Genomic DNA, 11,800 nt, shown 5'->3' with positions numbered 1-11,800 from the left:
TCATTCTCCCCTAGGTCTTTGTTCTTTTCTAGGAGGACGGCTCAACCTGGATTCTTCCTTTTCTGCTGGAAGTTCTCTATTGGGCTGCTTAGTGCTAGGTTGCAAACGAGGAGAATCAGATCCCTTATCACTCGGAACTAAATCTTCGCGAGGAGGTCTTTCATTTTCTGTAGGAAAGAAAACTCTGGAATCTCCGTCCTTCATTTTAGAATTACGAATTGTGTCCGACTCTTCCAGTTCTGGTTTAGGAGAAGAAGGGGCCATCTTCGGTTTTTCCAAAGAATATCTTTCAATATCCAAGGAAGAATTTCCGGAATTCGAATAAGAAGGATCGCTCCATCTAACGTCCTTTCTTTTCCGGTTATACTCTCTTTCGATATCTTCTAAAAATAGAGCCTTACGATCCAGCTCTTTGGCCTGGTCTTCTTCTCCCGCGAGAGCCAGACCTTTTTGGAAGCTAAACCACCCTAGGACAACCGCAACCAAGACTGCTAAGCTAAGAGCTGCAGAACCGATCGTTTTTACCACTTTGGGAGGGAGATTTCCCAGAACCTGGTCTATCGATACCCTGATATTGGTTAGGATGGAGAATGGATTGAATGCCATAGGTTTACCCTAGGATCATCGGCCGTTTCCCCGGTTTTTCAAGGACATAATTTTTGAAAAAAGGAAGGGAAATCCTGACTTGTAGTAACTTCGACAGATTAAATCCAGTCTGAAAATCAGCAGATTTCGGAGATTTTTCTTCCTCATCCCATTAAGTCTTTTTGCAGGTTTTCGATTGTAAAAAATAGGACGGGACTTACTCTCCAACAACGGCCCCCCAGGATGAGCGACTCGATCCGCAATTTTACAGAATCACTATTAAAAGATCTAGAAGAGAACGAAAACGGATTTTTCAAGGTAGAAAATCTGGACGGCCTCGCATACCTCACTCTCTTCCCCGCAGGAAAAAAGGGAAAAGAAGTAGAATATCGCGAAATTTTAAAACGTTTAGAAGTATTTAAAATTTCAGGAATTTCTGAAGAAGAAGTTAAACGTATCTTAAAGACCAAAGACTCCGAACCACATCTGATTGGAAAGTGGCCAGGCAAACCGGAAGCTTCCAGCCTCGATCTGAAAATTTCAGAAGATAAAATGACAGTCTATGGAATTCTTCATCCACCAAAATTCGGCGGAAAATTATTAACTAGGGATGAGGTACTTTCTCAACTTCAGTCTAATGGAATCGTTTTTGGAATTATAGAAGAATCAATCCTCAAACTTTCTCAGGCAGAAGATTACGGAAAAAGAACTCTAGTCGCCCAAGGTGAATCCCCTATTCCCGGAAAAGACGGAGATATCAGAATCTTATTCCAACATCCAGGCACACCAACTTTAGAAGAAGACGAATTCGGAAGAGTAGACTTCAAAAATATTCAGATCATCCAAAGTGTGAAAAAGAATCAGAAACTTGCTGAAAAAGTTTCTCCTTCTCCCGGCAAGCCAGGTAAAAATGTAAAAGGAGAAGTTCTCGCATTCGAAGAAGGTAAATTAGCGGAATGGAAATTAGGTCCTAACGTTAAAATTTCAGAAGATGGAAATGTAGTGCAGTCTCTTATAGACGGTCGACCTTTGGTAGATCGTTTCGGAGTCATTCGAGTGGATGAGGTTTGTTTACTGGAGAATGTAGACTTCTCTACCGGAAACATAAACTTTCCAGGAACAATCATTGTAGAAGAATCGATCGCAGATGGTTTTACTCTTGAGACAGATGGATCTATTATAGTTAAAAAATCGGTAGGTAAAGTTTTTCTAAAAGCAAAAGGAGATATCGTTCTTTCCGGAGGATTTATGGGAAGAAACGGTGGAATGATAGAATCAGGTTCCGATATCTATGCAAAATTTATAGAACAAGGAAAGATGATCGCTAAAAATTCGATCTTCATCGAAGAAGCTGCGATGCATTCCGAACTGATTGCAGGAGAATCCGTGGTAGTCAGAGGTGGAAGAGGAGAAATTATCGGAGGCCAATGTGTTGCAGGAAAAATGATTACCTGTACTAAACTCGGTGCAATCGTAGAGACACGAACCGTGCTTAGTTGCGGAATGCCACCTGAACTTCTTTCCGAATTAGAAGATCTGAAATCAGAGATCCGTAAAAATCAGGATATATTAAAAAAAGTAGATACGAGTATCCAAAAACTAAGCGACGATTCCCAAAGAAGAAGTTTAAGTCCTGAAGAAAAAGACAGCCTACCTAAACTACAAGCAATCCGTCAAAAGTACAGTTCTATCCTGGAAAACTTATTTGCTCAGGAACAATCTGCAATACTATCCTTCGATCCTGATAAAAATTCATTTATAGAAATAGAGAGAGAAATTTTTCCAGGTGTAGAAGCAAACTTGGGAAGAAATAAAAAATTCAGCGTAAAACTAAAAGAAATCCCAGGTCCTTCTTTCCTATATTTAGGTGGAGATGGGCAGATCGCTCATTCTAAGGTAAAACCTAAACGACTTGGACTTTTGCAGGAAGAATCTTCTTCAGAATCTGAATCTTCAGCGGATTAGAAAAATTTAACTGTTTAAGCGGCTCTTCGCTGACACTCCGAATTCCGCGGTTTTTTAACCAGATCTCTTTCAGGTCCCGTCTGGGAATAATTCCCTGCAAGATGGAATTCCACCCGCCTGCTCCATTTCGGAACAAGGAGTTTTAAGAAGATCGTCCATACAACGTTTTACTTTTCCGATCTGCTGATCTGTTACTTTTTCGTAGTCATCAGGAAGAATGGACTGGTTACTCTGTTCTGCCATACATTGGTCGAGTGATGAAAATCCAGACTTAGCTGCACTCTGCTCGCCAGAAGGAAGTGATTCCAAATACTGAGCAGAACATTCTAAATTCTTTTTACATAACTCTTTAATATAGTTTTGGCTGAGATCCTTCACTTCATCTTTGGATAAGGAAGGTCCTTTTCTACAAGAAAGGATAAGTATGGAAAATACTAGTATGGAGATAAATTTCATTTGGTTTATCAAAAACATTAATTCGATTATAGAGAATAGACGGACAATTCCCTTATTCTGCAAGCCGTTCTTTTTAATTATTTCATTTTTGTGAGAATCAGACGATTCCCTTTTCCGGACTGGTCTATATAAAAATGGTCCGTTAGTTTTCGGACCAAGTAAAGTCCGATCCCTTCTTCCCGATAATCTCCTGGATCGTATCCTCTGATCTCGGAAATATTTTTTTGAACTCCGAAATCTCTGATACGGACTTCCATACGATTTTCAAGTAGAGTAACTTCTATAAAAATTGGATAATTCGTTTTTCCGAGATAAGCGTGTTTGATCACGTTCAGAAGACATTCCCCCACCGCCAATTTCAGATCGGCAGCATCATAAAGGGAAAATCCAGATTCTCTTGCTAGGTTATAAACGAAGTTCCGCGCTACAGTTACGTAACGCGGATGGGAAGGAACTTGTATCCGAAATTGATTCGAATAATCGGTTTTTTTAATCTCGGCCAAAATTAGGTCCGGTGAAATTATCCTCTAGGATGGAATTTCTTATGAACTTCCTTCAGAGTTTTATTCGCCATATGAGTGTAGATTTGAGTAGTCGAAATATCGATATGCCCCAAAAGTTCCTGGACCGATTTTAGGTCTGCGTGGTTTTCCAACAAGTGGGTCGCGAAAGAGTGTCTCAGAGTATGTGGAGTCACTTTTTTCTTAATGTTTGTTCTTTTGATATAATGGTTCAAAAGTCTCCAAACAGATTTTCTATTGATGAATGATCCTTTTTTAGAAACAAAAAGATAATCACAATTTCTGTTTTTCAGAATATAAGGTCTGCTTTGTTTTAAGTAACGATTCAGAATGTCCAAAGACTTCTCACCGAATGGAACTAGTCTTTGGCGTCCACCCTTTCCTTCTACAGTTAGGGTCATTCCAGACATATCCATATCAGTCAGTCTTAGATTACATGCTTCAGAGATCCTAAGTCCGGAAGAATATAAAAGTTCAAAAATACATTTGTCTCTGAGTTCGTAGAGATTATCCTCTTTGATCACATTGAACAATTCCTCGATTTCTTCTTGAGTTAGATAATCGGGGATGGACCTCATCACTTCAGGAGTTTCAATCTTCTCCGTTGGATTTGAATCCAGCTTCTTTTCGTCTTTTAGAAATTTATAAAATTGGCGAATGGCAACCACTTCACGAGCGATCGTCTTTGCAGAAATTTTTCGATTCCTTTCTTCGTTCAAGAAACGAACTATGTCGTTCGCTTGGACTTCTAAGAAGTCGAGATGTTCTTTTTCGAGGAAGTTCTTAAACTTGTTAAGGTCGTACCCATACGAGTAAATGGAATTGTCGCTCAGACCCTTCTCAACCGAGAGGTATTCTTGAAAATTTTGGAGTAGATTCTTATGAGAAGATGTCACTTTCTTAGTCCCGCTTCCGATTATTACAGTACTAAATCCTTCGGACAAATTCTCCCTCGAGATTGAAACTTTTTTAAGATTGCGACACGAGGAGGCCCGTAAATTGTACAAATTCGACGGGCTGACATAACAAAAAACCGCCCTTTTCTTATCCCCTAAGGGAAAAAAAACTATGGAAATGAGACAGAAGATCCGATACGCCATAATTTTGCTTATGTCCCAATTCGCTTTGAATTGCGATTCCTCGGGTGAGTTAGCAAGCAGAGCTAGAGAAAAAGAAACACAAGGCAACACTGCAGAGGCTTTATATTATTACGATTTAGCACTTAGAGAAAATCCTGAAAATTTTACAGCGAATAAAAATTTAGGAATTCTTCTAGCAGAAAGCGGAGAAGCACCCGGATCCGCCGCCCTTTATCTAGAAAAAGCTCTCAAAAAAGATCCTAAAAACCCGGAGATACTTCTTTATCTTTTAGAAATTTATTTATTAGCTGGTTCCAAAGATGAAACCGAAACCGTTTTGAGAGGATTTTCTGAAAGTTGGGATAAAGACAGAGAGAGTCTCGCCAAGTTTTTAAGCTCCTGCATCTTAGATTCCAAAAAGAATGTTTCAGAAAGAAAACGTTTCCAAGAGAATCGTATCCCTGAATCCAATCCTGCTTCCAAAAGATTGTTTGAACTTTGCAATAAAAAATTGTACGAGAACAATTCTGGGAAATGAGCAATGATTCGAATATTAAAAAAATATGTTTCAAGATTATTGCATATTTGATCCAACTCTTTATCATTTTAGAATTTATTCTTAGATTACCGTATTTCGATTCCATAAACTTCAGGCTCGCGGATAAAAAATTGCATTGTCTAAAAAATGTTTTAGATTTCGCAGGAGACGATTCTTCAATCCCTTGGATGAGATTGTGCCAGAATAAGGCCGCCAACCTATACCATCCAGACAAGGACATACTTTACTACATGTCTACTGACTCAAGGGGAGAAAGATCCACCGGAGAATACGAAATTAAGGCCGAAACTCCGAATGAAAAGGAAATTTGGATCTTAGGAGATTCGGTCGCTATGGGCTATTTAGTTCCAAATAGTCAAACTCTACCTTGGATACTTAGAGCCTCTATAACAAAGCAAAATTCTAATTTATTAATCCGTAATTTAGGAATTGATGCATTAGGAAGTTTTGGAATCGAGAAAAGACTGGAAGAAGTTTTAGAAAATTCCCCTCCTCCAAAGACGGCCTATTGGATCTATCATATTTCGGATTTTACGGACTCTTATAGAGAAGAAGAGCTAAGAACCTCTTTCAAAAAAAGGACGATTGTTCGGATTTCCTATATTCTTTCTAAATATAGTGCAATATTTAACGGTTTAAAAATTTTGTATGAGAAGTATAAACCGGAATCTGCTGAAAATCTAGTGATCCCATCTAGTGGTTCCGTTTTAGGTCCGGACCATCCTCATAAAAAGGCATTAAATTCTCTCTTCGAATTTACTAAGAAAAAAAAGATCCCTCTCACTCTTGTATTTCTTCCTGAACCAAACGAAAAATACGAACCAATAGTTGATTCTGCCTTAGTGAAAGAAGTCAGACAAATCGCAATCGATTCCAAAATTCAAGTGTTGGACCTCCAACAACCGATCTATGATTTCTGGAAGAAAGGAAATCACGAAATCTTTCTTCCGAAAGACGGACATCCGAATTCATTATTATATCATTTCATTGCCCAAGAAATAGCAAAAGACATTCATTAAAATGTTTTCGCACGGAGTTCGCAGAGAACACGGAGGATAAATAGCTCGCGAAGAAGTCCTACATTATAAATACCTCTGCGCTCTCCGTGATCTCTGTGCGAACCCCAAGTATTAAAACTGAAAATATAAGAAAGGCGCGCTTACAGTCACACTATATAAGATAAAACAGATAGAGATCAGAATTCCTGAGATCCCATAGACCCAGATCCTATTCTCGAAAAGTTTCTTGGCCCAAGGAGTTTCCTTTTCCATTAGATAATCACCGAGCATTAATATAAATACTGTAGAAAGAACAGATAAAGGTACTGGTAAGAAGTCTCCTTCTACTCCGGAGAACATTCTACTTACCATTGCCCAACCTACTTGGACACTATTGCCGATACCTTCGACAGGTCTTGCTCGGAAGAAATACATGGAAATCCCGAATATGGTAAATGGATAAGCTACTTTGATGGTCCCTGGGATCTTATCCCAATAGTTTTTGATACGTTCGAATGAGAATGCAAATCTTTCGATTACCATTAAACTTGCGTGAACAAATCCCCAGACTACGAAATTCCAATCGGCTCCATGCCAGATCCCGCTCACGAATGTTGTAAGGAATAAATTGATATAAGTTCTGGAGATCCCTTTTTTATTTCCGCCTAAGAAAATGTACACATATTCTTTCAGCCAAGAGCTGAATGAAATATGCCAACGTCTCCAGAATTCAGAAACTGTTTCAGAAAGAAATGGTTGTCTGAAGTTGATCGGGATATGAAAGCCCATGATCCTTCCAGTCCCAATGGCTACATCTGAATATCCGGAAAAGTCACAATACATTTGGATGATGTATAAGGAACCTGTGACTGCTAAAGAAAACCAACCATAGTGAAGTGGATCTGCAAATACTGGATCGATAACTGCCGCAATTGGATCAGCTACAAATGTTTTTTTGAAAAGTCCCCAGGCGAGTTGTCTGATCCCTGGTAGTAAATTTTCTTTTTTGAATGTATATGTGTCCAGGAATTGGTGAAGCATGTCCTGAGCACGAATGATCGGTCCAGCCACCAACTGCGGGAAAAAACTCAAAAATAGTCCAAACTGAAATAAACTTTCTGCTCTTTTTACTTTTTTATGATATACGTCTACCGCATATGCAATTGCCTGCAGGGTGAAAAATGAGATCCCCATCGGCAGCAAAATCCCGGATGGATAGGCATAATATGGTTCGCAAGGAACAAGTCCAAGGATCGTATTCCAAACTGCAAAAGAAAAATCCAGATATTTGAAGAAGTAAAGTAGAGATAAGTTTCCCCAAATCGCTATATTCAGGAAAAATAATTTTCCAAATCTGGATTCAGATTTATCCATCCATAACGTACAAAAATACGTGATCGCAATCGAATAGATAAGCAATAAGATGAATGGAACTCTAAAGACCGCGTAAAAATATAAGCTAGTTACGAGCAGCCAAAGTTTTTGGAACCTAGAAGGTACCAAAAAATATATTAGGATAACTATAGGTGCAAAAAATAAATAATGAAGGGAATTAAAGAGCAAGATCAGTCTCCTTCAATTTGGCCTTGAGAGAATCCGCCGCCCAAATATTTCCTCTTTTTGTAAAATGCCCGTCTTCTGGGATATAATGATCTAAGATCCCGAATTTTTTGCCGTTTTGGTCAAAACCACACATCGATCCTGTTTCTTTTTTGAAACGTAAAACTTTCACTCCTCGTTTTTCGAAAAATGCAGAGGCGCGGGTTGCATAATTCTCTAAAGGATGGTATTTTCCATTATTATAACAATAGATCTCTTCTATTTGGATAGGTAGAATGACCGGAACCAGTTTAAATCCTCTTTCCTTTGCAAGATCTATCATCTTTTGGTAATATTCTTGAGTGAGTTCGGGTAAAACAGGAAGAGTTTCGAAAGAAGGAGCCGAATCCACACAAGAAACATGAGCCGGCACAGGTTCAGGACACATTGCCCCAAATACTGCAGAAGTTGGAGTTATATCTGAATCACAATTTGGCTTTTTAACAGATCTAAAAAAAGAAGATTCAAAATAAGAAACTACATTTCCAGAAGCCTGCTTAGATTCGGTAGAAATTTGATCTCCATCTAATAAGCGGCATCTATAGAATCCAACTGAATCCAATTCTTTACAGACTGAAAGTTTAGTAACTGCAAATGTAACTTGGATCTGCTCGTAAGCGAGTTTAAGTGCTTGGAGTGTATAAGAAATTCGTGTTAAAATAAATTGTAATTTAAAGTTACGAGCGTAGTTCGGGTCCTTCTCTCTGATCGCGTCAGTTTGGTCATCAGGCAGGATCCCTTTTTTCGCAAGAGCTTCCGGCATATCAAAATCGTTTGGAGAAATGAAAAACAAAACTTCTTTTACATTGTCTAGTTTCGCGGAAATATCTTTGAGCCTGTAGTATGAACCTCTGGATCCGTAGGCATCCACTCCCAGGTTTAAGGCCTGTCTAACTTCTCCCTTTAATTCGATCCCATCTAAGAGTTGGCAAAATGTATCTGAGTCGCCTACTCCAAATCCCATTACCAAACTATCCCCTAAGCATAGAAGTTTTGGTTTTCCTGGAATAGGTTCTTCTTTTCCTCTAAGACCAAGCGAGTTAATACTGAACTGGCCTTCCCATTTACCTGCGAAATGGCTTACATATTTGGATTCGCCTGGCTCTAAAGCTACGTAATAATCCGGATGAAAACTGTGAATGAGTTTGAGATCTCTATAGTATTGGAGAGAAGGACTGCGTAATAGAACCAAACCGGCTTCGGTTCCGAGGAAGATTAAGATCAAAAAAACTAGGCCGAAAAATGATTTTTTGGCGAAATCCATGAATACTGGATAGCATTTGGATTCCTACCCGGATGACAAGACAATTCATCTAGGAAAGGGACTGTTGGAATTCCGACTCTTTCTTCTGGAAAAAAAAGATCTACTTTACAATTCCCCAGTCTAAAAATAAAATCAATTTAGAATCGTTCTAAATCATTAGAGGAAATGAGATGCCCCATAAAGTAGTCATCATTGGATCCGGTCCTGCGGGTCATACGGCAGCAATTTACGCAGCCAGAGCAAATTTGAACCCTGTTATGTACGAGGGATTTATGGCAGGAGGAATCGCCGCAGGTGGACAGCTCACCACCACCACTGAGGTAGAAAATTTCCCAGGCTTTCCAGAAGGAATAGATGGGACCCAACTTACGAATTTGTTCCGTGCTCAGTCTGAAAAATACGGCACTAAAATTATTACACAAACAATCACCAAAGTGGACTTCTCCAAAAGACCTTTCCGTATTTGGTCAGACGATGAATTGATTGAAGCAGAAACTGTGATCATCGCAACGGGTGCCACCGCAAAAAGAATGTTCATCCCAGGTGAAGATTCTTATTGGCAAAAAGGAATTTCTGCATGTGCAGTTTGTGACGGCGCACTTCCAATTTACAGAAATAAAGAATTAGCTGTTGTGGGCGGAGGAGATTCCGCAGTAGAAGAAGCGGCTCACCTAACTAAGTTTGCATCTAAAGTGTATTTGATCCACAGAAGAGATTCCTTAAGAGCTTCCAAGATCATGCAGAAAAGAGCCACCACTCATCCTAAGATAGAAATTATCTGGAATACTGCTGTCGAAGGCGCGCAAGGAAATGGAAACCAACTCACTTCCCTTTCTGTAAAAGAACTTACTACTGGAAAAACCAAAGAACTTTCTGTGGGCGGTTTATTCTACGCGATTGGTCATAAACCAAATACTGAAATTTTCGAAGGCCAATTAGATCTGGACGAAACAGGTTATATTAAAACTGTTCCAGGGACAACTCGCACGAGTGTAGATGGTGTATTTGCTGCTGGAGATGTTCAGGATAAAACATATCGCCAAGCGATTACAGCTGCAGGTTCTGGATGTATGGCAGCTCTTGAAGCAGAAAGATGGTTAGAAGCTCAAGAAGAGTAGAAAATTTGCGCTCTTACGGGCGCTCTATCATCTGACCTCTTTTTTGAAGAGTATCATAAATATATAATGTAGGAAGGTTCGGCTTCTTTTTGTTGGGGCTGGACTCTTCTTCCCTTTTTACGATCATTACTAGTTTATTTTCTGGAGTATCCGGCAGGATTTTTTCCAAATAGAATTTTTTGGGAAGAATTGGAAGTAGTTCATCAGAGTTTGGATCGTATACAAAAACCTTTTTGGAATCCTTTTGATTCAGATATCCGTCTTTATTAGTGTCTTCTGGCATTCCAACGATCACGAATTTTTTTCCAGTTTTTAGACCAGAGAAAACATCCTCAGAATTTTCCCCAGTTTCTGAATCCGAAGTCAATTTTTCAGGTTCTGCTCCATAAAAATAATCCCAGATATAAACGCTCTTATTGAATACTTTGCGATTTCTTCCAGTTTGAAGATCTACGAATACAAGGTTCTGGGCATGATTCAGTGTTTTACGAGGACCAAAGTTTTCTCTGTCCCTATTAAGTCCGAGTGGATAGTATAAAAATTTTCCCCAAACTACGGAAGAATGTTCTACCAGATCATCATCTGGTTCCACATATACAGTCTGGATGCTGTTAGACGGACTTTTTGCGAGTTCAATCCCTCGGTCGTATACGAACCAACTTTTTAGGAGGGTAAATACGATCAGGATAATGATTATCCCGATCACAAAATATACGGAGAGACGAAACTTTTCCATAGAACGGATCTAAAGAATCCGTTTTATGCCTTAGGGGTCAATCTTCTTTCTTTCCAAAACTCCGGTTCTGGTAGGAACCAGTAATGCAGAAGATATCTCTCCAGTGTCTTCTCTTAACACTGTAAGAGGATTATATGTATCGACTACGATCTTTCCATCGACTAAGAAGTTGTATTGGTATTCACCCGGTTTTAATTTTTTGACAACCCTGAAGGTCCCGTTCCTTTCTTTGATCAAAAAGTCGGACTCTGGATCCCAATGATTAAAATCTCCGATCAGACTTACTGATTCTGCTTGTGGCTGATAAATTCTGAATTCTACAGTTCTAAATTCTTTTTCTTCGTAAGGAGAATCTTCTAAAACCCTTGTACTTGTTTGTTTATTTGGTCCGCCTTCTCTGAATGCGATCCTGGAAACTAAGGAACCTTCTCCATCTTCTACAGTATCTGGATTTTCAGGATCATGTGTGAAGATACCATCTACCTTGAACTTATACTCGTAGGCAGGCTTTGCTTCATAGAGTTGGTCCCCATGAATGTCCACGACTCCATAAAAAATTCCCTTATCATTCTTCTGTAAGGAAACACATTGCCAATGACTGAATTCTCCACAAACGCTTACCTCGTCGTTTGCAAGACCCTCATAACTGAACAAAACTCCACGGTTTAATAACTTTCCGGTCTTCAAAGCGGAGAATGTATCCACAAATCTGATAAATCTAGGTGGGACAGCCTTTCTCAAATTTTCCAATTGCCAGAAATAATAAATTTTTTCTTCAGGAAGGGCTTCTTCTCCTTCCTCATAATCCACAGACCGGAAGGCTCCGATCCAATCTTCCGCCTCTTCCGCAGCAAGGGCGAAGGTCAATATCAAGGTAAGTAAGGCAACCGCCTTGGCTTTATGCACCATAAACCGATTGT

General features: G+C 39.3%; 12 protein-coding genes. 4 read left to right on the top strand and 8 right to left on the bottom strand.

The genetic code is table 11. The features are described from left to right. On the bottom strand, positions 1–606 hold the full coding sequence (locus EHQ52_RS17435; protein ID WP_135616450.1) for an LIC_11485 family protein: 606 nt from the start codon (positions 604–606) through the stop codon (positions 1–3). 222 nt (positions 607–828) lie between these two features. Here EHQ52_RS17435 and EHQ52_RS17430 point away from each other — a divergent pair, with 222 nt between their 5' ends. Continuing rightward, entirely contained in the window at positions 829–2,550 is a 1,722-nt protein-coding gene (locus EHQ52_RS17430; RefSeq protein WP_135616449.1) for a DUF342 domain-containing protein, read from the top strand. 69 nt (positions 2,551–2,619) lie between these two features. Here the strand turns inward: EHQ52_RS17430 and EHQ52_RS17425 are convergent, their stop codons facing one another. From EHQ52_RS17425 to xerD, 3 genes are read right to left on the bottom strand one after another with little or no spacing between them, the layout of a single operon-like run. Next, positions 2,620–3,024, bottom strand: coding sequence for an LA_2478/LA_2722/LA_4182 family protein (locus EHQ52_RS17425; protein WP_135616448.1), 405 nt, complete (start codon positions 3,022–3,024; stop codon positions 2,620–2,622). A 59-nt stretch (positions 3,025–3,083) separates the two neighbouring features. Next, positions 3,084–3,509 carry an ATP-binding protein gene (locus tag EHQ52_RS17420; protein WP_135616447.1) on the bottom strand — a complete coding sequence of 142 codons (426 nt, stop codon included), beginning with the start codon at positions 3,507–3,509 and terminating at the stop codon, positions 3,084–3,086. 17 nt (positions 3,510–3,526) lie between these two features. Continuing rightward, positions 3,527–4,423 (bottom strand): site-specific tyrosine recombinase XerD, encoded by an 897-nt coding sequence (gene xerD, locus EHQ52_RS17415; RefSeq protein ID WP_135616446.1) that lies wholly within the window; start codon positions 4,421–4,423, stop codon positions 3,527–3,529. 172 nt (positions 4,424–4,595) lie between these two features. Between xerD and EHQ52_RS17410 the strand changes: the two genes are divergently transcribed. Then, complete coding sequence (locus tag EHQ52_RS17410) at positions 4,596–5,144, top strand: tetratricopeptide repeat protein (RefSeq protein WP_135616445.1); 549 nt, start codon at positions 4,596–4,598, stop codon at positions 5,142–5,144. Next, positions 5,141–6,184, top strand: a complete 1,044-nt coding sequence (locus tag EHQ52_RS17405) for an LA_2486 family SGNH/GDSL-type esterase (protein WP_135616444.1) — start codon at positions 5,141–5,143, stop codon at positions 6,182–6,184. Before EHQ52_RS17410 ends, EHQ52_RS17405 begins: the two co-directional genes overlap by 4 nt. Before the next feature lie 111 nt (positions 6,185–6,295). Here the strand turns inward: EHQ52_RS17405 and EHQ52_RS17400 are convergent, their stop codons facing one another. Together EHQ52_RS17400 and EHQ52_RS17395 are read right to left on the bottom strand one after the other, a co-directional pair. After that, entirely contained in the window at positions 6,296–7,726 is a 1,431-nt protein-coding gene (locus tag EHQ52_RS17400; protein ID WP_135616443.1) for an MBOAT family O-acyltransferase, read from the bottom strand. Continuing rightward, positions 7,716–9,026 carry an LA_2490 family SGNH/GDSL-type esterase gene (locus tag EHQ52_RS17395; protein WP_135616442.1) on the bottom strand — a complete coding sequence of 437 codons (1,311 nt, stop codon included), beginning with the start codon at positions 9,024–9,026 and terminating at the stop codon, positions 7,716–7,718. Before EHQ52_RS17395 ends, EHQ52_RS17400 begins: the two co-directional genes overlap by 11 nt. Before the next feature lie 170 nt (positions 9,027–9,196). On the opposite strand from EHQ52_RS17395, the gene trxB reads away from it, so the two are divergent. Further along, entirely contained in the window at positions 9,197–10,144 is a 948-nt protein-coding gene (gene trxB / locus EHQ52_RS17390; protein ID WP_135616441.1) for a thioredoxin-disulfide reductase, read from the top strand. A gap of 13 nt (positions 10,145–10,157) precedes the next feature. Here trxB and EHQ52_RS17385 read toward each other — a convergent pair whose 3' ends face one another. Both EHQ52_RS17385 and EHQ52_RS17380 read right to left on the bottom strand, forming a co-directional pair. Next, a complete protein-coding gene (locus EHQ52_RS17385; protein ID WP_135616440.1) occupies positions 10,158–10,880 on the bottom strand; it encodes a hypothetical protein in 723 nt (240 codons plus the stop codon). Between the two features lie 30 nt (positions 10,881–10,910). Beyond that, a complete protein-coding gene (locus tag EHQ52_RS17380; RefSeq protein ID WP_100707209.1) occupies positions 10,911–11,789 on the bottom strand; it encodes an early set domain-containing protein in 879 nt (292 codons plus the stop codon). Between the last annotated feature and the right edge of the window lie 11 nt (positions 11,790–11,800).

This window comes from Leptospira koniambonensis, assembly GCF_004769555.1.
Classification (GTDB): Bacteria; Spirochaetota; Leptospiria; order Leptospirales; family Leptospiraceae; genus Leptospira_B; species Leptospira_B koniambonensis.
The sequence above is the reverse complement of the archived record's forward strand: the minus strand, read 5'-3'. Positions and strand labels throughout refer to the sequence as shown.